Origin of the sequence: Methanothermobacter sp. THM-1 (genome assembly GCF_009914355.1) — an archaeon.
Classification (GTDB): domain Archaea; phylum Methanobacteriota; class Methanobacteria; order Methanobacteriales; family Methanothermobacteraceae; genus Methanothermobacter; species Methanothermobacter wolfei.
Genome location: NZ_CP044013.1, coordinates 1,434,494 through 1,456,776 on the forward strand (window position 1 = coordinate 1,434,494; position 22,283 = coordinate 1,456,776).

27 protein-coding genes are annotated in these 22,283 nt (G+C 48.6%); 6 read left to right on the forward strand and 21 right to left on the reverse strand.

The genetic code is table 11. The features are described from left to right. Window positions 1-37: 37 nt before the first annotated feature. The 4 genes from FZP57_RS07430 to FZP57_RS07445 are packed head-to-tail and all read left to right on the forward strand — an operon-like array spanning window position 38 to window position 3,191. Window positions 38-676, forward strand: a complete 639-nt coding sequence (locus FZP57_RS07430; RefSeq protein WP_074359416.1) for a hypothetical protein — start codon at window positions 38-40, stop codon at window positions 674-676. Further along, on the forward strand, window positions 673-1,161 hold the full coding sequence (locus FZP57_RS07435) for a UPF0254 family protein (protein WP_074359417.1): 489 nt from the start codon (window positions 673-675) through the stop codon (window positions 1,159-1,161). The genes FZP57_RS07430 and FZP57_RS07435 overlap by 4 nt, the downstream gene beginning before the upstream one ends. A gap of 60 nt (window positions 1,162-1,221) precedes the next feature. Then, window positions 1,222-1,977, forward strand: a complete 756-nt coding sequence (gene sufC, locus FZP57_RS07440) for a Fe-S cluster assembly ATPase SufC (protein WP_074359418.1) — start codon at window positions 1,222-1,224, stop codon at window positions 1,975-1,977. Next, window positions 1,959-3,191: a SufD family Fe-S cluster assembly protein gene (locus tag FZP57_RS07445; protein WP_074359419.1), complete on the forward strand. Its 1,233-nt coding sequence runs from the start codon at window positions 1,959-1,961 to the stop codon at window positions 3,189-3,191. The genes sufC and FZP57_RS07445 overlap by 19 nt, the downstream gene beginning before the upstream one ends. A 108-nt stretch (window positions 3,192-3,299) precedes the next feature. Here FZP57_RS07445 and FZP57_RS07450 read toward each other — a convergent pair whose 3' ends face one another. The 18 genes from FZP57_RS07450 to mcrB all read right to left on the reverse strand — a co-directional run bounded on the left by FZP57_RS07450 (window position 3,300) and on the right by mcrB (window position 17,216). After that, a complete protein-coding gene (locus FZP57_RS07450; RefSeq protein ID WP_074359420.1) occupies window positions 3,300-3,566 on the reverse strand; it encodes a PRC-barrel domain-containing protein in 267 nt (88 codons plus the stop codon). Next, window positions 3,544-4,188, reverse strand: a complete 645-nt coding sequence (locus FZP57_RS07455) for a TIGR00454 family protein (RefSeq protein ID WP_238337894.1) — start codon at window positions 4,186-4,188, stop codon at window positions 3,544-3,546. The genes FZP57_RS07450 and FZP57_RS07455 overlap by 23 nt, the downstream gene beginning before the upstream one ends. 20 nt (window positions 4,189-4,208) lie before the next feature. Beyond that, window positions 4,209-5,693 (reverse strand): methanogenesis marker 14 protein, encoded by a 1,485-nt coding sequence (locus FZP57_RS07460; protein WP_191216160.1) that lies wholly within the window; start codon window positions 5,691-5,693, stop codon window positions 4,209-4,211. A gap of 169 nt (window positions 5,694-5,862) precedes the next feature. After that, the gene (locus FZP57_RS07465; protein ID WP_074359422.1) at window positions 5,863-6,294 is read right to left on the reverse strand and encodes a universal stress protein; all 432 of its coding nucleotides are present in this window, start codon (window positions 6,292-6,294) and stop codon (window positions 5,863-5,865) included. A 5-nt stretch (window positions 6,295-6,299) separates the two neighbouring features. After that, entirely contained in the window at window positions 6,300-7,253 is a 954-nt protein-coding gene (locus FZP57_RS07470) for a calcium/sodium antiporter (protein WP_370518350.1), read from the reverse strand. Between the two features lie 195 nt (window positions 7,254-7,448). Further along, window positions 7,449-8,381, reverse strand: a complete 933-nt coding sequence (gene mtrH, locus FZP57_RS07475) for a tetrahydromethanopterin S-methyltransferase subunit H (RefSeq protein ID WP_191216161.1) — start codon at window positions 8,379-8,381, stop codon at window positions 7,449-7,451. Window positions 8,382-8,396: 15 nt separating this feature from the next. Beyond that, window positions 8,397-8,657, reverse strand: coding sequence for a tetrahydromethanopterin S-methyltransferase subunit MtrG (gene mtrG / locus FZP57_RS07480; RefSeq protein WP_074359425.1), 261 nt, complete (start codon window positions 8,655-8,657; stop codon window positions 8,397-8,399). Further along, a complete protein-coding gene (gene mtrF, locus FZP57_RS07485) occupies window positions 8,657-8,863 on the reverse strand; it encodes a tetrahydromethanopterin S-methyltransferase subunit F (RefSeq protein ID WP_074359426.1) in 207 nt (68 codons plus the stop codon). The genes mtrG and mtrF overlap by 1 nt, the downstream gene beginning before the upstream one ends. 12 nt (window positions 8,864-8,875) lie before the next feature. Beyond that, window positions 8,876-9,592, reverse strand: a complete 717-nt coding sequence (gene mtrA / locus FZP57_RS07490; RefSeq protein ID WP_074359427.1) for a tetrahydromethanopterin S-methyltransferase subunit A — start codon at window positions 9,590-9,592, stop codon at window positions 8,876-8,878. Window positions 9,593-9,604: 12 nt separating this feature from the next. Beyond that, the gene (gene mtrB, locus FZP57_RS07495; RefSeq protein WP_074359428.1) at window positions 9,605-9,907 is read right to left on the reverse strand and encodes a tetrahydromethanopterin S-methyltransferase subunit MtrB; all 303 of its coding nucleotides are present in this window, start codon (window positions 9,905-9,907) and stop codon (window positions 9,605-9,607) included. 11 nt (window positions 9,908-9,918) lie between these two features. Next, window positions 9,919-10,722: a tetrahydromethanopterin S-methyltransferase subunit MtrC gene (gene mtrC / locus FZP57_RS07500; RefSeq protein WP_074359429.1), complete on the reverse strand. Its 804-nt coding sequence runs from the start codon at window positions 10,720-10,722 to the stop codon at window positions 9,919-9,921. Then, window positions 10,722-11,423: a tetrahydromethanopterin S-methyltransferase subunit D gene (mtrD, locus tag FZP57_RS07505; RefSeq protein ID WP_191216162.1), complete on the reverse strand. Its 702-nt coding sequence runs from the start codon at window positions 11,421-11,423 to the stop codon at window positions 10,722-10,724. Before mtrD ends, mtrC begins: the two co-directional genes overlap by 1 nt. Then, on the reverse strand, window positions 11,424-12,311 hold the full coding sequence (gene mtrE, locus FZP57_RS07510; protein ID WP_191216163.1) for a tetrahydromethanopterin S-methyltransferase subunit E: 888 nt from the start codon (window positions 12,309-12,311) through the stop codon (window positions 11,424-11,426). Window positions 12,312-12,395: 84 nt separating this feature from the next. Further along, a complete protein-coding gene (gene mcrA, locus FZP57_RS07515; protein ID WP_074359432.1) occupies window positions 12,396-14,048 on the reverse strand; it encodes a coenzyme-B sulfoethylthiotransferase subunit alpha in 1,653 nt (550 codons plus the stop codon). A 19-nt stretch (window positions 14,049-14,067) separates the two neighbouring features. Beyond that, window positions 14,068-14,817 (reverse strand): coenzyme-B sulfoethylthiotransferase subunit gamma, encoded by a 750-nt coding sequence (gene mcrG / locus FZP57_RS07520; protein WP_074359433.1) that lies wholly within the window; start codon window positions 14,815-14,817, stop codon window positions 14,068-14,070. A 1-nt stretch (window position 14,818) separates the two neighbouring features. Next, a complete protein-coding gene (gene mcrC / locus FZP57_RS07525; RefSeq protein ID WP_074359434.1) occupies window positions 14,819-15,415 on the reverse strand; it encodes a methyl-coenzyme M reductase I operon protein C in 597 nt (198 codons plus the stop codon). Then, window positions 15,416-15,853 carry a methyl-coenzyme M reductase operon protein D gene (gene mcrD / locus FZP57_RS07530; RefSeq protein ID WP_191216164.1) on the reverse strand — a complete coding sequence of 146 codons (438 nt, stop codon included), beginning with the start codon at window positions 15,851-15,853 and terminating at the stop codon, window positions 15,416-15,418. A gap of 31 nt (window positions 15,854-15,884) precedes the next feature. Continuing rightward, complete coding sequence (mcrB, locus tag FZP57_RS07535) at window positions 15,885-17,216, reverse strand: coenzyme-B sulfoethylthiotransferase subunit beta (protein WP_074359436.1); 1,332 nt, start codon at window positions 17,214-17,216, stop codon at window positions 15,885-15,887. A gap of 294 nt (window positions 17,217-17,510) precedes the next feature. Between mcrB and mmp10 the strand changes: the two genes are divergently transcribed. Continuing rightward, window positions 17,511-18,758, forward strand: coding sequence for a methyl coenzyme M reductase-arginine methyltransferase Mmp10 (gene mmp10, locus FZP57_RS07540; RefSeq protein ID WP_191216165.1), 1,248 nt, complete (start codon window positions 17,511-17,513; stop codon window positions 18,756-18,758). Beyond that, window positions 18,755-20,050 carry a methyl-coenzyme M reductase glutamine C-methyltransferase gene (locus tag FZP57_RS07545; protein ID WP_191216166.1) on the forward strand — a complete coding sequence of 432 codons (1,296 nt, stop codon included), beginning with the start codon at window positions 18,755-18,757 and terminating at the stop codon, window positions 20,048-20,050. Before mmp10 ends, FZP57_RS07545 begins: the two co-directional genes overlap by 4 nt. Window positions 20,051-20,054: 4 nt before the next feature. Here the strand turns inward: FZP57_RS07545 and FZP57_RS09630 are convergent, their stop codons facing one another. The 3 genes from FZP57_RS09630 to FZP57_RS07560 all read right to left on the reverse strand — a co-directional run bounded on the left by FZP57_RS09630 (window position 20,055) and on the right by FZP57_RS07560 (window position 22,282). Beyond that, window positions 20,055-20,873 carry a cation diffusion facilitator family transporter gene (locus FZP57_RS09630; RefSeq protein ID WP_074359439.1) on the reverse strand — a complete coding sequence of 273 codons (819 nt, stop codon included), beginning with the start codon at window positions 20,871-20,873 and terminating at the stop codon, window positions 20,055-20,057. Window positions 20,874-20,880: 7 nt separating this feature from the next. Continuing rightward, the gene (locus FZP57_RS09635; protein WP_074359440.1) at window positions 20,881-21,294 is read right to left on the reverse strand and encodes a cation diffusion facilitator family transporter; all 414 of its coding nucleotides are present in this window, start codon (window positions 21,292-21,294) and stop codon (window positions 20,881-20,883) included. 97 nt (window positions 21,295-21,391) lie between these two features. Continuing rightward, on the reverse strand, window positions 21,392-22,282 hold the full coding sequence (locus FZP57_RS07560; RefSeq protein ID WP_074359441.1) for an ATP-binding protein: 891 nt from the start codon (window positions 22,280-22,282) through the stop codon (window positions 21,392-21,394). Window position 22,283 lies beyond the last annotated feature (1 nt).

A 22,283-nucleotide genomic window follows, 5' to 3' on the forward strand; every position in this document is an offset into this window, starting at 1 on the left:
GGCTCTTCACAGGATAAAAATTTGAGAGGCTGATAACTTGGACATCGCTGAACTTGAGAAGAGAAAATCACCCCACGGAGAGGTCACCCTTGTCGGTGCAGGGAGGCTGGGCTTCAGGACCGCCCTGAACCTCATGCAGATCCACAGGGGGGGACCATCAAGGATAAACGTTATTGACGGCCAGAGGATATCTGCAGATGACCTCATATTCAGGTTCCTCGGTGCAAGGGTGGGTGACTACAAGGCCCGGTTCATCGAGGGACTTGCAGGTAAGGGTTTCTCAAGGGAGGTGAAGGGTTTTCCCGAGTACATCACAGGAGAGAACCTTGACCTCATCAGTGGCGATGTTGTCTGCATACAGATTGCAGGAGGCGACACCCTCCCTGTGACTGCGGATATAATAAAACACGCCCATAGATCAGGAGCTGCAACCATAAGCACCATGGGAGTCTTCGGTATAGACAGGGATGATGTGAAGGTGGAATGGCTGGACGAGGCCCCCCCTGAAAACCCTGTTGTTGAGTATCTCCAGGCCGCAGGGATCAGGGACCACCTGCTTGTGGGGACCGGTAAACTAATAAGGGACTGGGAGCCCGTCACACCCTACGTCCTTGACAGGGTCTCCGAGGTGATGACATCAGAGGTGCTTAAACTCCTGAGGAGGAGAATGGAATGATAAGGGTTGCCACTGCAGAGTGCTTTACCCATGGTAAGGTGGCGCGGGAGATACATGCCTTCTCAATGGGCTACCCGCTGAATTATAACTGGAAGATCAGCGCGGAACTCGTCCTGGTGGCAGGGCTCTTCATACCAACCCTGTCGGGTGTGAGGAACATACTTGGATTTGAACCCCCCATGCCAAGGGCGACGATAAACGACATAAAGGTCTACGGTGAGGAGGAGGATGAGGAGGTGGCCCTCATGATGGCAAGGGCCGTGAGGGAACTTGCAGATTCGGATATAGGTATAGGTACAACCGCGGGTATCGGGAGGGGTGGTATTGCGATTGCAAGCAGGGACCGGTGGGATGTTATAAACTCGGAGGTCCATGCAGACCTGAGATACCCTGACACTGAAAGGATCCTTGAAAGGCAAAAATCAGGGATTCAGAGGGCCCTTCAGCTACTTGAATCATTCATCGTCGACTTTAAGGACCGATAAGAACATATTTATTTCATGCAGAGAATATTAATCATATAAAGAAAAATGGTGGTGGTTTAACTGCTTCTTGAAATAACCGACCTTGCAGTTGAGGTTAGCGGAAGGCAGGTCCTCAAGGACATAGACCTCTATATTGATGAAGGGGAAACCCATGTACTCCTTGGCCCCAATGGTTCGGGTAAGAGCACGCTCTTCATGACGATCCTCGGCTTCCCGAAGTACAGGGTTACGGGTGGCCAGATAATCTTCAAGGGTGAGGACATAACCGAGCTCAGCACAACCGAACGGGTAAGGATGGGTATCGGTGTCAGCTTCCAGAACCCCCCTGTCATCAGGGGCGTGAAACTCATGGACCTCCTCAAGGTTGAAAGTGGCCTTACAACCGAGGACGAGTTAACACCGGAGCTCATTGAACTTGCAAGGAAGATGAAATTTGATAAGAGCTTCCTTGAAAGGGATGTTAACCTTGGATTCTCAGGTGGTGAAGTTAAAAGGTCCGAGATACTCCAGTTACTCGCCCAGAAACCTGACTTCATAATGTTTGATGAGCCAGACTCAGGGGTGGATATAGAAAACGTTGAGCTCCTTGCAGAGGAGATAAATGTGCTTCTTGATAAGGACAAGAAGCCGGGTTTAAGGAGGAAATCAGGGCTCCTCATAACCCACCTAGGATACATACTGAACTTCGTGAATGCAGACACCGCCCATGTGCTCATGGATGGTAGAATTGCATGTTCAGGTAACCCTGATGAGATCATTGAAGATATAAGGAAGGATGGATTCAAGGGGTGTGTTGAATGCTGCGGGATACATTGAAGAAGGCTGAAAAGGCCAGGGACAAGAAGGCCCTTTATGGTGAGGACATTGACCTTGAAAGGTTCATAAAGGAGGAGGCAGGTGAACATGAAGAGGTCCCGAGGGCCAGGGAGGTTCCGAAGAAGGTCCAGGAGACCCTACTGAAGGTGGGTGTTGACCCTGAGGAGAGGGAAAGGGCAGGTACGTTCATACAGGTGGACCAGTCAGGTATCTGCACAACCTGCGCCTCTGAATCCATAGAGATAATGGGGATGAACGTCGCCCTCGACAGGTACAGCTGGTTGAAGGACTACATGTGGAAGGCCGTCGCTGTCGATACCGACAAGTACACCGCAACAACGGCCCTCAGGGAAGCTGAAGGTGAAATGGGGGGCTACTTCATAAGGTCCATGCCCGGTTCAAGGGAGGTCTTCCCTCTCCAGGCCTGCATGTTCATAGGTGATGAGAATGTCATGCAGACAGCCCACAACATCATAATAGCCGAGGAGAACTCTGAACTCCATATAATCACAGGATGCGCCACCGGCGAGGATGTGAGTTCAGCCCTCCATGTGGGTGTATCCGAGTTCTACCTTAAGAAGGGTGCCAAGATAACCTTCACCATGGTCCATAACTGGGCCGAACAGGTTGAGGTCCGGCCGAGGACGGGTATCATGGTGGGTGACGACGCCACCTACATAAATAACTATATACTGACAAGCCCCGTTAAGAGCATACAGTCCTATCCAACAGCCTACTGTACAGGTGAAAATTCAAGGGTCGTGTTCCAGTCAATCCTTGGTGGTCAGAAGGATTCTGTCCTGGATGTGGGTTCAAGGGTCATCCTTGAGGGCAGGGGTTCAAGTGCTGAGATAGTTTCACGTGCGGTCTCCAAAGACGCCTCACAGATCTACTCAAGGGGTCACCTGGCAGGAAGGGTCCCTGAGGTAAAGGGTCACCTTGAATGCCATGGACTTGTACTCTCAGATGATTCAATGATCTACGCTGTCCCCGAGCTTGAGGGAAGTGCCACTGAACTTGAAATGTCCCATGAGGCGGCCGTTGGAAAGATAGCTGAGGAGGAGGTCATGTACCTCACATCAAGGGGGCTTACAGAGGATGAAGCAGCCTCAATGATAGTCCGTGGATTCCTGAGCATGGACATAACAGGACTGCCACCTGAACTGGCCGCTGAAACAAAGAGGATGCTTGACATGAGCCTTAAGGGAATGTAAAGAACATTCCTTTTATTTTAGAATTAGAACCTGAAAAAATTCTTTTTTTAATAAAATTAGATGTACCTGGTAAAGGGATCATTAACCTTTTAAATATGGTGGCCAGGTCTATTCTGAGATTATGATGAACTCACCAACCTTCTCTACCTTGCCGAAGGGCACCAGGAGGTAGTCGCCCTTCTTCTTCGCCCCCTTAACATTCACATTCCTTCCCTTCTCAACCTTTATGACAACATCGGTTATCTTGCCTGTCTTGTCATTGATTATGAGCTCCTCCAGCTCCCCGAGGATGCGGGCGTTGTTGGTGGCCACCTGGTAGCCCTTTATCTCACTCCAGTACTTTTCTTCCCCTTTAATCAGCTTCTTTTCTTCCATCATTCTCACCTAAAATTTCCTCAAGAATCCTCAAATCCCTGGGGGTATTTACATTAACAGCCAGTTCCAGTATGGAAGCCTCAAGGATCTTCTCGGTCTGTACTATGTTTCTACTCATTAATATATTTACCCCGCAGGGTACTAATCCATCCATCCATCCATTAACATCAATTCCATGCTTCCTGCAGAGCTCTTCAGGGACAGCCACGCACATGGCCGGCTCCTCCGAAGATGTGTACTCTGATATTATCCAGTCTATGGTTGAACCTGAAACAAGGGGGAGGTCTGCATTCATGATAAACAAGGGTTCAGCAGGGTACCCTTCAAGCTTTTCAAGCACCTCCTGGAGGTCCTCAACGTATCCACGCCCCGAGGTCCTGATGACAGCGTACCCCTTATCTTTAACGTGCTTCTCTGTCTGTGGAGTGTTTGGACTGGTCACCACGGTTATATCCGTGATTTTATCTGCTGATTCAAGGTTTTCAAGGACGTGATCAATGAGGGGCCTTCCCAAAACCCTTATAAGTGGTTTTTCATTATCCATCTTCAGCCTGGTGCCCCTTCCACCGGCCATTACAAGCGCCCTCATCCCATCAGGTCCGCTTAACTTATGGTTAGCCAATTGGCAACCCCGCACCTTAATCATTCAATCCACTTATCTTCCTTGCGTGACTGGAGCTTTCTCCTCATGCCAAGGATGCATGGCCCGTTCTGTCTGCCTCCGATGGGTGTGTGGGGTGTCCCCATTGAGTTCATGCAACGTGCCATGACAGCAGCTCCCAGTGCAAGGGCATCCGATACAAAGATGCAGTCAGCGAATCTGTCCTTAACGTACTCGAGTATGAGTTTTGGCTTTGTACCTGTTATACCTGCTCTGCCTGTGACCCCGAGCACAGAGCCCTCCTCTATAACCTCCTCATCAAAGGCCTCATCTATGAGCCTTTTAACTATCATTGCACTCACATGGTCAAGGGTTGCGAAGAGGGTGTGTATACCATCCTCCTGGTATATTGTATGGCCTATCTCTGTGAGTTCAGGGAGTTTATCACCGTTCTTGCCTGCATCGCATCCTATGAGTGTTGTGCCTGCGGTGTAGGCCGCCTCTGTATCCACGGGGACCGTACCGAACCTTTTCCTGTTCACGGGTACCTTGCGGATGTCTATGATCTCCTCATGGATCATGGCAGCGTTTTCCTTCGCCTTCTTCCAGTTGGCGTCCTTCATGATTGATTTCTTGTAGAGGTCCAGTGCTGCGCCTCCCCTGCAGTCAACCATCTCGGTACCCCTTATAAGGGCGTCGGATATGGCACCGGCGAGTCCGCAGAAGTTGCCAACGGTCCTTGCGTAGGGTTCATCTGAATTAACTATACGGCCGGCGAGGGTTGTCCCGAAGTCAAGGGAAACACATGGGTTCCTGTAGTCAACGGTCGTCCACTTTGAGCCAAGCTTTATGCCGGCCGTTACAAGTTCCCCCTCCATCTCATTTGCAACAACCTCCCTGCCGGTTGGGGGTATCACGCTTGCAACCGCACCGTCAAAGATTACCCTGTCCAGGTAGGAGAAATCCCTGAGGCGTTCGGGTATGTTGTCTATGGACAGGGCCGGGGCCATCTTCCTGGGGGGTATCCCTGCCTTGAGGCAACCCTCTGCAAGGGCTATTATGAGTTTCCCCACCTCCTCAGGAGACCCGAAGCCTGCTGTAACACCGGTTGATCTTACAACAAAGTCAAGGTCCTTTTCGATGTCAACCTTCGCCCTTTTTACTGATTCAAGGATGGTGTCCCTTACAAGTTCGGATACTGATTCCTTTGTAAGTTCAACCCCCCAGACAGTCTTGCCGAAGACCTCCTCGCACTCCTTCGGGGGTCTTATGTCACGTGTCATCTTCACTGTCTTGTCGAGGAGGTAGCTGCGGCTCGTGTTGAAGTTGGTTGCTGTGAGTATGCACTTTGTTGTTGTGTTACCGAGTTCAACTGATGCCACGATGTAGTATACATCCGGGCGCATTGAGTAGCCGGATCCAACAGTTTTTTTTGTGAATGGCGCCGCTCTCGTATCTTCTATGGTTATGAATCTGCTTTTTGCAATTACCGGTTTGGGACCGAAGATTTTACTCAAAAATGACAAGTGATTACCCCCTTATTCAATGTAATATTGTATTCCAGGAAATAATATAAATCTTATGAATAGGCGCCGATAGAAAATAATAAAAGTTAACCCTTCCCTGTGGCTCTGTAGCCCCTGAAAATGGAAAAATAAAATGGTGAAGTGGTGAAGAAGAATCCCGCTGATAAATTTAAACTGTCCTTACCAGGTGTATGGTGCATGGGGCGTAGTGTACGACCTTCTCTGATACACTGTCAAGGAGGTGTTTGTCCACGAGGCTCTTACCTGTCCCCATTATGATCACATCAACAGCCTCCTCCTCTGCAAGTTTAACTATCTCATCTGCCGGGTCGCCCTCAAGCATAACACCCCTGAACTTGATGTTGGGGTTTCCAGAACCTGTAAGGGCCTTTTCCATGTCTCGGAGTATCTCCTTTCCGCGGGCTGTGAGTTCCCTGATCATCATCTCCTTAACCTTTTTAGGTGTCAGGAACGGGACCGAGGTGTCAACAACATAGAGGCAGATAACCTCGGCTTCTCTACCGTGCAGGAGGTCAAGTGTGTGCTCTATGAGTTCATCCATGTATTCGCCCATTGTTGGAACAAGAATTTTACGGTACATTTCAATCACGCCAGTACAAACAATCTCATTACAATATATGATATGTATACTGCAAGTAAAATAATTCCCCCGCTCCTTCTAAGTTTCATGCCCCCCTGTCTGATAAGGAGGACAAGGAGTACGGACACAAGGATCATCACCGGGGCGTCGAAGCTCAGTGACAGTGGTTCAACAGGGACCGGGTTTATCATGGCAGGTACCCCTATGCCTATGAGTATGTTGAAGGTGTTGCTTCCAAGTACTGTGCCTATTGAGAGTTCATGAAGTCCCTTAACAGCGGAGGATAGTGTAACAACAAGTTCAGGTATGCTTGTACCTATGGCGAGGGTGAAGAGCCCCATTATCATGGCAGGGATCCCTGCAATGTCTGCAAGTTCAACACCCGTGTATACAAGGATACGGCAGCCTATTACAAGACCCGTGAATCCAAGCACCGTAAGTCCAATCTTTTTAACATCAAGGGGTTCCTTCATCCTTTCATTTGAACTGTCCTTTGAATACGCCTTCTGGGCGTTTATAAGGCGCATGAGGTATACCAGGTAGACCACGACCATTATGACCGCTGCGACTTTTCCGATGCTTCCAAAGAACATGAAAAACAGTAGAACCAGTCCGGTTAGAATGGTTGCGCTGAAATCCCTTTTAAGTCCATCGGTGTTTGTTTCTATGACCCCGGCAACCACCGCGGAGATACCGAGTATCCCTGCAATGTTCCATATGTTTGATCCTATAACACACCCCACCCCTATATCCGTGCTTCCAGAGAGGGATGCTATGAGTGCTGATCCGAATTCAGGGAGTGATGTGCCGATTGCAGATGCTGTGACACCAAGTATAACCTCTGATATCCCGAAGGATGATCCAAGGTCCACGAGATTGTCTACAAATAAATCTGCTGATTTTATGACGATAATCAAAGAAGCTGCAAGGGCAGCTACCAGGATTAGTATTCTCTCAATCAAGGTACCACCGTTAAAGTTTATCCTGATGTTTCCACTGGATCACCAGATGAACCAGTATATTAATTGTGCATGGTCACTTAAAACCTTATCACGGAAGTATGTTGCCGTCTTCTCCTATTTAAATAATTTGTTAATATAAAAAATAAAATAAGTATTAAAACATGTTGGAAAAAAAATAAATTTTGGTTGCTCCTAGAGCAACTTGAAGAATGGGTGGCCCTCAACTGGCTCTGTGCCTATGTCCTTGGCTGCTTCACTTATGAATATGTCAGCCATTGCACAGGCAGGGAAGGCTATCCTTGCGTTTTCTATTGGACCGAAAAGGACGAAGTCACCACCGGCCATCTGCTGGATCAGGTTGGATCCAACGTCACAGACAGGCCAGGCCTCCTTGTGGTCCTTCTTGTATCCTCGGAGCCAGTCCCATGCTGATGGCACGTTGTGTATACCGCTACCAACAGGGTAACCCCATTTGCTCTTAACTGCGAAGGATGTCCTCACAGCAACACCTGCACCCTGACCGAGTGGTGTTACAGCAACGTCCATGAGGTACTTGTCAATACCGCAGTCGGCTGCCATTTCAAGGAGACCCTTGTCTATTGTGCCTGCACCGTCTTCCCATATGCCTATTTTACCCTCAACTGTTGGGTCCATTGGGTTGAAACCCAGGACAATTGAAGCTGAGAGTTTTGTGTCCTTAAGGGCTTCAAGTTCTGACTCATCGGCGGACATGTTAACTGAGTTGTAGATTGCCCTCTCCTCAAGGCCGACTTCACTGGCGTACTGTGCACCGGCGATCCTTGCCTCACCGGATGTTGAGTCTATGAAGAATGGTGCGTCTGTAACGTCACCCACAAATTCAAGGTACTTCACGATTGCCTCAGGTGTCTGACCGAAGGTCTGGACGATGTGAGGGTTTCCTGTGACGTCAGACATCTCTTCCTGGGTCTTTATGAGTTCCTCTGCCTTGTCCTTGTCAAAGACACCTGCCTTTTCATCATCGATGATACTGTGTCCACCATAAAATATTGTTCCAGCTAAAACAGTTGGGTACTCTCCTGGCTGACCACCAATTTTGGTTCCAGCTATATCCAGTACGATCTGTTCCTTATCAAACCTAAACATATGTAAACCTCCGAGTTATAGTCCGAATAGGGATCTTAAAAGTCCTCTTAACAATCCTGCAAACAGTATGTTGGTTACTGCAAGGATAATCAGACCTATCACAATACCGTATAAAATACCTATATCTCTACCGATCTGCTGTCCTATGCGCTGTGAATATTCGCCGACGGTGAACTCCACCTTCTCTTCGATTTCATCAAGTCTTTCGTTGGCCCTGTTGAATTCATCAGCAGAGACAAGTACGCGGGGTATTGTGGTTTTTTCTTCATCTGACATCAGATCACCCCTAACATGCTCATCATTGCAGGCACGCCGACAAGGAGTGCTGCCAGGAGGAAGCCGATGGCTATACCTGAAATCCTTGTGGCTATTAGACCTGCGAATAACCTGCCATCTCTACCGATGAGCTGGTTTCGGTATTTTATGTCCTCTACAACGTTCTTGATGCCACGTATGTTGGGTTTATTGGATAGTATAATCATCTGGAAACCTCCCTAGACCAGTAGAAGTATACCCAGTGTCAGGGTGAAGGCGAGGCCGATCATTATGCCCTGAACCTTACCTGAGTACATACCGGCGAACATTCTGTTGGTGGAACCTATCATCTTAACCTGTGTCTGGATGTTCCTCATCCTGGCCTCTATAAGGGCTGTTTCAGGAGCCACAGGTTTGACTTCCTCTCCCTCTTCTTCTTCGCCGCCTTCTTCCACTTTTATAATCATTGCCTCTTCTTCGAATGCCCCTGGGTCCTTCTCGATGCACTCCTTGACCTTGGCCTTGATTGCGTCGGCGTCCTCAACGTCAATGAGGTTTACAATTTCCAGCTGTTTCTGGAACCTCTCAATACCCTCATCAGGTATGTTCTCTATGTATGGAATTGCACCGGTTGCACCGATGATGTTCCTTTTATCAGGGTCAACACCGTTCTGGTGGAGGGCCTCTATACTCTGACCTGTTATGTGGCCCTGGACCTCTGAACCGCATAGAATGAGGAACCTGATGTTGGGGTTTGATATGAGGTTGGCGATCATCTTTTCAATACCGAGGTTCTCTGTTTTGCATGGCCCTGCGATTGCAGCGCCTGCTTCTACTGGAACGTCCTCTATGTGTGAGGCAAGGGTGGTGGCAGCCACTGGACTTTCAGGGTCCCCTACAATGTAGTCCCCGTTAACCACGGGCCATCCTTCAGCAGGTGATTTCTTTTCAACCACTCATAACACCTCCTATAAGAGCACGGCAAACATGATGATCAGACCAAGAATGAACCCATAGACCATGTTTGTGAGTTTACCTGCTGTGAGATAAACACCTTCCCTTCCAGGGTAGGAACCCTCGGAAACGGTTGTTGGGTCCAGTGAGTTAATCAGATCATCTGCTGTAGCCTCTAGTGCAGCTATCTGTTCGTTTATTTCATCCATGGATAATATTATAACTTCTCTTCCAAGAGAAGCCCCTATCATACCGGTGGATGGATCAAGGGTCAGGTTGTATTCCGGTACTATCTTAACTATTGGTAGCATTTCCATTTTGGAGCCTCCTACTGCTCTTCCTCCTTAGGCCAGAGACCTGACCATTTCACAGATGCGGCTTCCTCGAAGGATGCTTCTATGAATGACTTTATAGCAACAACCCATGCGAGTGCACCCACCAGTGAAACCAGCCACCAGCCAGGGTTCAAGCCTATTCCAAGGAGCCCTACAATGGCCATTGAGAGGAAACCTGTTGAGGCTGCCAGTTTAAGTGTCCTGGTCTGGTTCTCGTTTGGACCTAGACATGCGTTGAATGGGTGCTGGATTGCCATTGTGTTGAGTATGAAGAGCAGGCCTATGAACCCTGTTGATATGACTGATGTGAGCATTGCCTGCATTGTGTAGCTTCCGGCTATGGCTGCTGAGAATCCAAGGACTGAAAGTGCAGCCGCACCTGATATTTCAGCCGTGCACTTCTCGAGTATCGGAATTTTCATCTTAACTATCCTTTTACCCAGCACAGCCACCACGATACCCAGTATCATGGCAAGTACAAATCCAACCACTGGCACTGCTATTGCAGGCACCACAAAGACTGATGCGAGTCCAGCGACGGCACCCACTATACCTATTGCAAGGGACATGTAGCCTATTGATGGCACACCCGTACCGAGACCGTAACTTGCAACCCTCCTTATGGCGTCTGCACCCCATACTATTGCGCAGACTGCCCCGAGGGAGGCCAGTACAGGGCCTATTACAGGGTTAAATGCAGATAAATAGATCCCTGCAAGTCCGCCGATTATTCCAAGGGCCATCAGGTTTGTTTCAGGTATGGCTGCGCCGGCCGGTCCTCCTGCTGCTACTGACATTAGAAGACACCTCCATATACCAGTAATGTTGAAAGAGCGCCTGCAACAATGGAGGCTATAAGACAGGCCACTATTCCACGCCCTATCCTCTTGAATTTAGGATCATGGAAACCTTCAATTGTACCTCCAATGTTATATGATGCAATTACCGCGTTTATGAAGAATATGCCCACGGCAAAGATCGCTGCAACACCTGCAGCCCCCATTGCACCATATGACAGGGTCTTAAGGGCCTCGTTCAGTGCCCAGTAGATCAGTCCACCGCCTATTCCACCAAGGGCCCCTCCGATTATACCGCTCACAAAGCAGACTGTTGGGAGGCCGTGCCCCTCGGTACCAGGGGTGACGTATTTTTCCTGCTCCATCTTTGTTATCGGGTCAACAGCCACCTTTGCAGATACAGGGACCGTGCCAACACCAAAGACGTAGATAAGGTTACCCACAAGCATGGTGATACCGATCATGAGCATTGAACCAACAGCCCCTGCAGCCATTATGAGTAGTGGGGGCTGGCCTGTCATTGCTGCGGCGGTTATGAGTCCTGTTAGACCTGCACCTGCAGCAAGCATAGCTGTACCGGTACCCACACCTGTTGCTGTTGCCATAGCTGCCGGCGCACCACCCACAGGTACGAAGTGTACACCTCCACCTATGAGTACTCCTCCAGCGGTTATAGCTCCTATCAGTAGTAATGGATCCATCTATTCATCCTCCTTGTATGGTCCATATGTGTTTCTTGCAAAGACTTCAAGCCTGTTGTTGAGGATTATCAGTAACAAGACTATGATGAGACCTGATATTATTCCGCCGGTTATACCGAAGACTATCGTGTTCCAAAAGCTCAGGAATACTATTGCTCCGAATGCAAAGCCTGTTAATGGTCCTCCGTACTTTGCACAGAAGTGAGCTACGTCCATTGAGTTCCTGGCTCCAAGCTCTGCCTTTGTTGTTATGTCACCGTGAATCGCAACAGGTATACCTCCACCGAAGGGGTACTGCTGGTACTCCCTCTCAGCACCGTAGTGGACGTCCCCTGTTGATGAACCTATTGCACCGACGGTTATACCCCAGAGCACTGCAAGAAGTGGCAGCGGGAATGGGTGTCCAAAGCCAGGGATCGGTAGTGTCATGAGGTAGGATAATCCCACGATACAGAATGTCACAATAAATCCATGCCCTGCTATCGGGCCTAAGTGCTGAACCAGCATGTCCATGAAGAGTGGCTGGTTGAACTGGGACTGGCTTACTATTCGTCCCATGTGGGATGTTACAGCGTAGGTTGTGTGCACCATCGCAGCGATCACTGAACCAACTGCAATAGCCATTATTACAGGTAGCTGCATTGAGTTTAGAAGCACGTATGCAACTGAACCAGCAATTCCGCACCAGGTACCGTATGCAACGGGTTCCCCTGACACGGCCTTGTTGATTATACGGTGCAGGTGCCCCATCTGTGGTGCCAGCTGAACCTGTGAGTTAGGGTTACTCTGGGATCCTACGTCGGACTCTAAGTCCTCTGCGGCTCCTGCTATGGTTGCAGCTGCACCCATGAGAGCTACAACACCTAAACCTGTTATCATAGGGTCCATATTTCTTCCTCCTTTTATTTTTTAGATAAAAAAAATTAGGTGCATTACACTTAAAAAGTTTACGTGTAATGCACCTTCGTTAATCTACTTTGCAGGTGTTATAAGTGCCCTTTCACCTGCCGGTTCGAACTCTCGTAGAGCACCTTTGGCGAACTCGCCACGGACGTTTGTGAAGTCGAAGACGAGGTTGTCGTCTGCGAAGGCTATCTTCACAAGCGGGTTGAACACGAAGGCGTCTCCACGGGCAGCGTGCGGTGCCTGTGATATACCTGCGTATTCACCCTGGTGGCCCACGTTCATGGCGTAGTTTGGATAGTTAGGTCCACGAAGCTCCAGTGGCAGTCCCTCGTCGCCCCTTATTGAGAAGACGTTGGATGCACCGCACTGGTCCTGCAGGTCGTAACCATAGAATCCAAGCCTGGAGTGCTGTTCCTTGTGGAGGTACATTGAAAGGTACCATCCACTCAGACCTGTCTGGGCGTTTCCTGTTGCAAAGGCTGTTGAACATCCAGCTGCGGCTGCAACTACGGCTGCCCTCTGGGATCCTCCGAACTGGTCCTCCAGGAGTGCTGGGTATTCTTCGTACTGTTCAAGTCCGTAGAACGTGACCTCAGTTGCAATATCAAGGACCGTGTCCATGGTGTTCGGTGCCTCACAGAGTCCATATTTGTCTTCCACGTACTCCTTACCGAAGTAGGTGAAGTCATCCAGAATGTTATCTGTGTAGGCTGCTGTTGCGTACTGGGTGAATCCAACACCACCTGACATGTAGGATCCTAGCCAGATCTGGTCATAGAGCATTGCACCGGTTGCAACCACGTCAAGGCTTACGCGGACAGGGTCATCGTAGTTGACTCTTGAGCTCTGACAGATGTCTGCCAGGTAACCGAATGGTACACCACCAGGTTCGTTTTCACCCCTTGCACGTCTCACAGGTAGATAGGTACCCATGTGAATGACTTCGGCGTGTTTTGCAGCGTATGCGAAGTCACCTGTTGCGGCTTCACCTGCTGCCTGTTTGTAGGCTGAAATCATTGACATACCGATCTGCATGGCAGACCATCGTGAGGTTGTTGCACCATCACATGTCCTTGAGACTATGGTTGGGATCCTGACAACTTGCCAGATTCCGTCTCCGACCTCTGCCTTGAGGGTTTCTGCCTGGTCTTCTGGGAACTGTTTGTTGATGTCTATGACGAATGCAGGGTCGATTTCGTCTGCTATTTCATCGTTACCCGTGAATACCTTGACGTAACTGTCTGCCACCAGTGCTGGGTGGGTTTCCACCATGTGTTCCTGGACAACGGCTGCACCTGGCATTGCGTGGTTCACTGTTTCAAGGTAGTGGGTTATTGTCTCTGGTGTGACCTCTTTACCCAGCCTCTTTTCTATAACGGCGTGGGCATGGTTTAAACCGACTATAACGGTCCTTCTTATGTCGTCCCACAGCTGCTGCATTGCAGCGTTGTTGACGAAGTGTAGGTCGTCACCTTCAACATAGGTGTCAGTTGTTGAAACCTGGTAGGGCATGAGCACCCTCTGACCAAGAGGGGTACCTATGTCAGGGTTGTACTGTGGGATTCCTCTTTTTTCAGCCACTTCTTTACCAGCATTCACAAACTCGGTTTTCCTTTCGGACTGTTTCCAGCCTCCAAGTGTGTAAAATGTGGTTTTCTTCTCTTCAGGGGATTCTTCAAATTTTTTCTTTAATGCATTTATAAACAATTTGTCAGCCATAATCTACACCTCCCCCGGATTATTCTGGGTTGTACCCTCCTTGTGATCTTAAAACGTGGATTCTCTGCATGATCTCCACGGCTTCTACGTCGTCACGGTAGGCTTCACCATCCACGCGGTAGATGGTTGTTTTGTTCATGAGGGTTTCTTCATCCAGTGGTTCACCAAGGTCCACGGGTTCGTCCAGTTCGTCACCGATCTGGTTTTTGACCATTTCGACCTTTCCTGTGTCCTTGTTGTAGATCTGTCTTCTGAGCATGTCGAACATCATACCGTCTTCGTCGAGACGGAGTGAGTGTCCGTGGACGGATTTACCCCTGACACCGGATCTTGCAGGGTCGAAGAACTCTGTTTCAAGGAGTTCCTTTGAGACCTTTTCAAGGTCCCTTTCCCTTGTTTCTATGATCTGACGTCCTGAAAGGGTACCTGCGTCTGCACCCCTGTACCTGCAGAGGTATGCCCTTGATCGTACGTATGGCTGTGCAGGGGCGAAGTACATTGAGTCTGTGAACTGTATGTACCTGACCCTGTCACCGGCCTTTGCACCGTCTATGGGTTCCACCATTTCTCTTATTGCATCTTCTGGTTCATCCATTTCTTCTAATGGTGGGTGAACGCTTGGATATTCTTCCCCTGGGGCCCTGTGACCCAGAATCTTCACTACATCCTCATCTGAGATTTCTCTCAGTTTTTCAAGCTCATATTCAGGGTTACAGAAATTCCTTCTGTTCTGAGCAACCTTACTTGTTCCGGGATAGTATTGTGCCATATCATGCACCTCCTAATGCTAACTTAACCTTCCTTATAATCTCATCCAGTTTTTCCTGGGGACATGTTTCTCCTCTAATGACTCCACTCACAATGTCAACGATGGTGCCCCTGGTCCTTGGTTCATCCGGCATGACTGCCCTTGTCTTAACACCTATCCTTGCAAAGTCCTCGAAGTCCACAGGGTATTCACATATTATTATACATGGCCTGTCAACGTTCCTGAGTATCAGGCGTGCCTTGTAGGTGATGTGGTTCCTGACTCCACCGAGGTGCACAACAAGTAACCTGTGCCTCTTCATCTGCTCTATTTCACTGGGTGTGAGACCAAAGAGGCTCCCAGATCCGGCGCTTGGAGCGTCCTGCGGGACCCCTGCGCCTGCATTGAGAACCAGCGTGCTGGTCATTATGTTGGCTTCCCTCAGGGCAAATGTTATCTCGCATACAGGTTTCGTTATGTGGCGTCTGCCAGGTGACATTGCAACTGCCAGAACCTCACTTCCGCACTGGGCAAAGGTGCCTCTCTGGGCGATTCCTCCTCCTTCACCCATACCCATTGTTTCCCTGCAGTCAACTACGTGAGTGCACTTTCCGATCATCTAATGCTCCTTCTTCCTTTTTATTATCGTGGCCCTTTCACTGAGCCTTGCGTTCTGATCTGTGAGACCGATGAGCTCGTCTGGAATCTCATCGAGGTCTTCACCGTATTTTATTTCATCCGTGACGGTTTTCTGTGTTCTTATGTACTTTCCAGGAGTCACATCGTATCCGAAGGGCAGGAGATCCTCACAAACCCTCTTGATGTCTGTTATTGTATCCTCGTCTTCTATTTCAAGGAGTACACGACCTGTTTTCACCTGAAGTTCGAATTCCTGGCCCTTAACGCTTATTATACGTCTGTCCGGGTGGTCTCCAGGCGGTAGTCTCTGTCCGTGTATCACCATTCTCTTTACACCGTTGATGTCCTCAAGACGGTTAAGGAGTCTTTCGGTGGTGTCGGCCCCTAGAAGCCTGTGAGGAAATATCTGAACGTCCATTGATTTTTTGCCCCCAGATTTGAGAGATTATTTAAATTTCGTTTTTAATTTCAGCTGCTGCCTCCACAACATATTTGAGTGGTTCTCGGAACTCGTCAACCTGGCTGAATACTTCTTTTATGAGTCCAGAGGTTGCTTCTGGTGAGAACATCTGGGTTCCTGCATCAAGTGCCATTGCAGCTGCCACACATGGTATGGCGAATCCCTTACTGTGCCTTGTGACGATGTGGTTTCCGTTGAAGATACCTGGTCCACCACCACCGTAGATGGAGTGGCTGAAGAATGAAAATCCTACAGCTGTACCTTCTACCTTACCGAAGTCAACGCTTGGAAGTCCTGTTTCGAATTCAATGAGGTCGTTGTAGTATAGCAGTGTTGATGATACACCCTGGGCTGCCCTTGCAGCACCCTGGTTCACCATTGTTGCTGCCATGAGACCTGCTGCTGCGTATGCGTTCCACATTGCAAGGTCATCTGTTCCGTAGACCTTGTAGTCTGTCAGTTCCTTCTCAACCTTTATGACACCGTCTTCAAGAGCCCTTTCCACGAGGTCTGCAATGACTGAGCCCACTGTACCTTCCTTACCGTTGGCCTTGACAAGGTCGAACACCAGGTTGTCTGCGTTCATACCCTGGTATGCAAGTCCAAGGAGGTGCATCCTTTCAAATGCTCCTACAGCGTCACCCATCTCGAACATTGCTGTCTGTTCAAGTATTGTTGACAGGGCGGCTGCCTGGAGTGTGTTTTTGAGTGTGGTGGCAACCACATGGTTTACCATGATGTTCCTGAGCGCATATCCCGGGCCTTCCAGTTTCTGTGGAATGTCCAGCATTGTTGCTATGTTTGCCCCCATGTACTCCACAGACTGTGGGTATCTTCCCAGAACGGCTGCTTTAACCATGTTAGCATCGTACATGCTAACATCGAATTCGTTGATTATGGCCTGGACAAATGCTGTGGCGGTTACGAGTGGTGCTGCAGAGTATTCTGCTGCAACATCGAACCTTGCACTTGGGACCTGTACGAGAGCCCTTTTACCTCCACCAAGGAGTTCGACTTTTGTGTCGTCGTCCTCGGTCACCTGTATCATTTCCTTTGCAGCGGCTGCTATTGACTCGGCGTTCCCGACTATGTCGAGGTCGAGTTCACGGCCCATTATTTTACATGCAGGTCCGCCGACCTTTGCTGTCTTCAGGGCGTTTTCTATACCTTCCAGGTTCACAGCCACTGTCCTTTTTATCCCCTGTACAATGCTCTTAATGGCGGGGTTCCTTAATGGACTTAGAGCTTCTAATGGCACCTGTTCTTCGACGAGGTTGCCTCTGTCGTCGTACAAGTCGACCTTATCCTCAAACTTCGCCATTTTTTCCCTCCTAACAATCAGTTCTGTATACCAGATATCCGGGACCCCCCTTTAAAATTCAGGAAGACCCCTGGAAGGTGCCTTAACACCGGTTCCAGTATACGGAGCATATTTAACTTGATTATAATTAATTAAGATTTCTTTCTGAATCAAGTCGAAAGATTTATATGTATCCCCAGATTTTCTCTGGCTTTTCTGGATTTTTTATAAAAAATTCCTGATTTTTATGATCATGGAGTCATGGAGTATTACCGTCATAAGTTATATTTACCGCACATCATAGAATATCATCCTATGCAGATAATAGCTGATTTGGGCGGTGTGCCTGGAAGGGACTGCAGGGGTTTCTGCAGGTACTGTTACTTCAGGAAGGTGGGGGAATTCAAGCCCTTCGGTTGCAGGAACTGCTCCCCTGGCAGGGTAGGGTGTGATACCTGCGGATCAGAGGTTGCAGAGAGGGGTAAGGAATTCATACCCCCATTTATCGTCATGGGAAACGTCCAGACAAGCCTCATGATGGGAAACTTCACTGACAGGGACCTAAAGATAAACATCAGCGGGGGAGGCGACGTGAGCTGCTACCCGCACCTGGAGGAACTGACGGCGGGCCTCAGGGAATTCGGTATTCCGATTCACCTGGGCTACACCAGCGGTAAGGGAATCGATAACCATGAGATCGCATCCACACTCATAAATAACGGTGTTGATGAGGTGACCTTCACGGTTTTCTCGGCTAACCCATCCCTGAGGAAGGAATGGATGAGGGATAAAAATGCTGAAGAAGCCCTTAAATCCCTTAAAATATTCTGCGAATCCTGTGAGGTCCATGCAGCCTCGGTAATCATACCCGGGGTCAACGATGGGGAGGACCTCCTTGAGACCTGCGCCAGACTTGAGGAGTGGGGTGCCCGGGGATTCATAATGATGCGCTTTGCAAATTATGAACATCAGGGCCTTATCCTTGGGAATGAACCCATCATTGATGGCGTGGAGCCCCACAGTGTCGCTGAATTTGAGGAACTTGTAAGGAGGATTGACAGAGAATTCAATCTGAGGGTTACAGGCACCCCTGTCTGCGACCCCGTGAACGGAACCCCCTTTGTACTTGCAGCAGATTCAAGCCGCGAGTACCTTGAAATTCTCCCTGAAATCACCGGTGAGGCCACCATAATCACCGGTTCAATTGCCGCACCCTACATCGAGAGGATAATCAGAAACCTCAATGCCTCTGACCTTGTGAATGTCATCGGTGTTGATAAGGACATAGCCTGCCTCATAACCCTCAGGGACCTTGAGGCCGTTGACACCTCCAGGCTCAGGGACACCGTTATAATACCTGGAAGGGCCTTCGTGCATGAGATGGATGCCCGGAGGGTTCTGAGTCGTGATGGTGTTGACAGGATAGTTGTCAGGGGCCCTGACCGTCTCACCGTGGATGGGGAGATGAGCGGCACCCTCTCAGAATATGAAGTTATTGAGAGGGAGATGGAGGCATTCTATGAACTCATACAGGCCATAAACTTCTTCGGTGCTTCCAGATGAGTCATGTGACCGTTGTAACACCTGAACACTATAATTATGGTTCCATGGTCATTGCAGGAGTTCTGAGGGACCTTGGACACCATGTTGAAATAAGGAAGGGATTTGAGGGTGTCGGTTCTGAGGTTGTTTTTATAAGTCTGCAGTCAACCATCCACCTCTTGAGGTACCGGGAGATCATCAACCGGATGGAGGGGTTCAGGGTTGTTGGTGGTCCCGTGAGCATAGACCCTGAAATGGTCTTCAGGTACCTTGACGTGGACCTTGTTATCCAGGGTGAGGGTGAGGACAAGGTTGAAGGGGTGATGGAGCTTGCAGCTGGAAGATGCAGACCTGAGGATGTCCCGGGTGCTGCCTTCCGATCAGGGGATGGTGTTTTCATGAACCCGACGTCCCCCTGTCCCTCCATGGGGAGGCCCCTACCCCTTGTCCCGAGGGACATAGGCAGAGAAAACATAAGGGGTGCCAGCGTCTACATTGAAACCCACAGGGGCTGCCCCGGTAACTGCACCTTCTGCCAGGTCCCTGAATTCTTCGGGAGAAATGTCAGGAGCCGCCCTGTGGAGGATATTGTTGCCGAGGTAAGGGAATTCAGAAAGTCAGGGGCTAGGAGATTTGCAATAAGCGGGGGTACAGGCACTCTCTATGGCAGCAGCAAGTTCAGGGGTATTGACGGGGAGGCCTTCAGGACCCTCCTCAGGGGTATAAGTGAGGTTACCGGGAGGCGGAACCTTACTGTGCCTGATATAAGGGTGGACATGGTGAACCCTGAGGTCCTTGAGGCGATTTCAGAGTACACCAACGGATGGGTATTCTACGGTATCGAGTCAGGGAGCAGGAGGATTCTGAGGAGGATGAAGAAGGGTATAAGCCCTGACCAGGTAGTTGATGCCGTTGAACTTGCAAGGGAATACGGCCTTAAGGTTGCAGGATCATTCATCGTTGGTTACCCCTCTGAAGAGGAGGATGACTACCGGGAGACCCTTGAACTTGCAGATGAACTCATGCTTGATGACTACTTTGTGAGTATTGCAGAGCCCCTTCCAGGCACCGAACTGGGTGAAGAGGTGGTTGATCTTCCTCCAGAGGAAAACCCAGTGTTCATGAAGTCTGAGAACAGGCGCTTTGAGAGTGTTGCTGAGGAGAGGGCCTTCAATCTTCTACTTGAATCCTATGTATTCAGGAGCGTGCCTGTTCCGGTGACATCCCAGCTCCTTAAATCCATCTTTGATGAGGTCCGCAGTCAGCAGGAGCATATAAAAACCGTTACAGGGATGCTTCAGGACATTGGGTGAAACACTAACTATCTGAACCTTGCCCTTCCGCAAATTTTGTGGATGCATTTATTATAACCTCTTTGAGGGATGAGCCTTCCGGTTGTGCTGTTCCAAGGAGGGAGTCTGAAAATACATATCCCGGCCCTTCAGATAGTTTTTCAACCACTAAAACATCTATGTTCCTCTTTTTTAGTGCTTCAGCTGTTTTTATTCCTTTCTTTTTCTCAAGAGATCTTGCAGGATTCTCCAGTATCTTATAATCAATTATATCGCCATTGCGGGTTCTTGCAATTATGAAAAAGGCTGCCCTTCCAAAATGAGGGCTGATCTTTGAATCAAGTCCCCTGTTATCTTCAATGGGTACTGCTACAACTATTTCATCCTTTTTTAATGTTTCTGGCTGGATTATCAGATGGTCAATGGATGGTAATACCCTTTTAACTTCAGAGTTTATCCTAGAGATCATGCCCTCAATTTTATCTGCCGACAGGCTCCTTTCAATTTCAATGTGGATTTCTCCAAAAAGGTAGGGTCCTGATCTTCTTATTCGAATTGCATGGACTCCCTCAACTCCCTTTACAGATAAAACCGTTTTTCTTAAGAGTTCCAGAGAATCCCTGTCAATACATGCATCAAGAAGCACCAGAAGATTATATTTTGTAAGGGTACTGCCGACATATACTATTATTACTGCGATGATCATCCCTGCAAATCCCTGAAAACCATGAAGTCCAATGTACTCTCCAATTATTCCCGTGAAAACGAGTGCTGAAGATACTACATCAATATAGCTGTGCTTCCCATCGTTTATAAGAGCTGTTGAACCAATTTTTTCCCCCACCCTTTCCTTATAAACTGCAACGGCATAGGATACTGCAATTGCTATTAAACTTACAAAGGCTTATGGCGGCCATGGACACCGCTGGAGGCGGATCCATCAGGTAGATAAGAGAATCCCATCCTATTTCAAGTCCCGTAATAATTATTATCACTGAAACAAGAAGGGAAGCCAGGGTTTCAATCCTGTAGTATCCATATGGAAAGAGTTCGTCGGGTTTCCTCTGTGATAGCCTTAAACCTATGAAGACAGCGGCTGATGAAAACACATCTGCAAAGGAATGCAGAGCATCGGCTATAAGAGCTATATTCCCTGATAGATAACCTATAATTCCTTTTATTAGCATCAAAACTATGTTTGAAATTATGGAGTATTTTGAAGCGGTTTCACCCTCTTTAATATTCACTCCGCTGTTATGTGGCATATCAACACCGTTATCTATCTATCCAGATTCACATCTGCCATACTCCCTGCAAGTGAATCGGATCCTGTTTCTCTGCCATTGGAATAAAATATGGCTTTTAAAGCCCCATGTTTAACATCAGATTGTCGGTTATCTCCATGAAGACTTCTTTAAGGTCAGGGTTGTGCAGGACAGGAGGGGTGCCGTTGACCAGAGCGTCCATGAAGGTCACTTCATATGGTATTTTACCGATGATCGGGATTCTGTTTTTTGCTGCGAATTCTTCAAATCTGGCTGTAATATGTTTATTTATATCCCATTTATTGATTATCATGCTATGCCGAATCCCAAAATGTCTTACAAGTTGAAGTGCTCGTTTAAAGTCATTTAAAGCTGCCTTCGTGGGCTCAGTTACTATAACTGTATGGTTAACGCCTTTAACTGAAGATACAACAGGACATCCGATGCCTGCAGCAGCATCCAGGAGTGAAATCTCCGCACCCTCCACTTCACCGATTTCAAGGGTCATTTTCCTAACAGCGTCCACGATTTTTCCAGAGCCCCTTTCACCAATTTTCAGGTGCCCTGAAACTATCCTGAAACCATAATTCGATGTGAAAGTGCAAACCTTTCCTGTGTCCACCGCTCTGACTTCTATTGCTCTATCCGGACATATGTATTCACACGCACCACAGCCTTCACAGATCAGTTCATTTATTTCAGGTGTTGATGTCTCAGAGTTCCATTTTATTGCATTGAATCTGCATACATTTACACACTTCCTTCTTGATTTGCAGTGTTCAGCCATGAAGAATGCCTTTTCAGAAGCCCTTATGGTTTCACATATCCTGTCTCCTGTGAATCCCAGAACAAGCTCCAGATTGGGTGCGTCCACATCACAGTCTCCCAGAATGATTTCCATCCTATCAGCAAGTAAGACAGCCATTGATGCTACTATGCTGCTCTTCCCAACACCGCCCTTACCTGAGAGAACACATATCTCCTGCACA

Excerpts from the sequence above, each read along its gene's own strand:
- mcrA (WP_074359432.1), bottom strand. The coding sequence starts at position 14,048 with ATGGCTGACAAATTGTTTATAAATGCATTAAAGAAAAAATTTGAAGAA.
- mtrC (WP_074359429.1), bottom strand. The coding sequence starts at position 10,722 with ATGTCAGTAGCAGCAGGAGGACCGGCCGGCGCAGCCATACCTGAAACA.
- mcrG (WP_074359433.1), bottom strand. The coding sequence starts at position 14,817 with ATGGCACAATACTATCCCGGAACAAGTAAGGTTGCTCAGAACAGAAGG.
- FZP57_RS07545 (WP_191216166.1), top strand. The coding sequence starts at position 18,755 with ATGAGTCATGTGACCGTTGTAACACCTGAACACTATAATTATGGTTCC.
- mcrC (WP_074359434.1), bottom strand. The coding sequence starts at position 15,415 with ATGATCGGAAAGTGCACTCACGTAGTTGACTGCAGGGAAACAATGGGT.
- mcrD (WP_191216164.1), bottom strand. The coding sequence starts at position 15,853 with ATGGACGTTCAGATATTTCCTCACAGGCTTCTAGGGGCCGACACCACC.
- FZP57_RS07445 (WP_074359419.1), top strand. The coding sequence starts at position 1,959 with ATGCTGCGGGATACATTGAAGAAGGCTGAAAAGGCCAGGGACAAGAAG.
- mcrB (WP_074359436.1), bottom strand. The coding sequence starts at position 17,216 with ATGGCGAAGTTTGAGGATAAGGTCGACTTGTACGACGACAGAGGCAAC.
- mtrG (WP_074359425.1), bottom strand. The coding sequence starts at position 8,657 with ATGTCAGATGAAGAAAAAACCACAATACCCCGCGTACTTGTCTCTGCT.
- FZP57_RS09635 (WP_074359440.1), bottom strand. The coding sequence starts at position 21,294 with ATGCCACATAACAGCGGAGTGAATATTAAAGAGGGTGAAACCGCTTCA.
- mtrD (WP_191216162.1), bottom strand. The coding sequence starts at position 11,423 with ATGGATCCATTACTACTGATAGGAGCTATAACCGCTGGAGGAGTACTC.
- FZP57_RS07450 (WP_074359420.1), bottom strand. The coding sequence starts at position 3,566 with ATGGAAGAAAAGAAGCTGATTAAAGGGGAAGAAAAGTACTGGAGTGAG.
- mtrF (WP_074359426.1), bottom strand. The coding sequence starts at position 8,863 with ATGATTATACTATCCAATAAACCCAACATACGTGGCATCAAGAACGTT.
- FZP57_RS07465 (WP_074359422.1), bottom strand. The coding sequence starts at position 6,294 with ATGTACCGTAAAATTCTTGTTCCAACAATGGGCGAATACATGGATGAA.
- FZP57_RS07435 (WP_074359417.1), top strand. The coding sequence starts at position 673 with ATGATAAGGGTTGCCACTGCAGAGTGCTTTACCCATGGTAAGGTGGCG.
- mtrE (WP_191216163.1), bottom strand. The coding sequence starts at position 12,311 with ATGGACCCTATGATAACAGGTTTAGGTGTTGTAGCTCTCATGGGTGCA.
- mmp10 (WP_191216165.1), top strand. The coding sequence starts at position 17,511 with ATGCAGATAATAGCTGATTTGGGCGGTGTGCCTGGAAGGGACTGCAGG.
- mtrB (WP_074359428.1), bottom strand. The coding sequence starts at position 9,907 with ATGGAAATGCTACCAATAGTTAAGATAGTACCGGAATACAACCTGACC.
- mtrH (WP_191216161.1), bottom strand. The coding sequence starts at position 8,381 with ATGTTTAGGTTTGATAAGGAACAGATCGTACTGGATATAGCTGGAACC.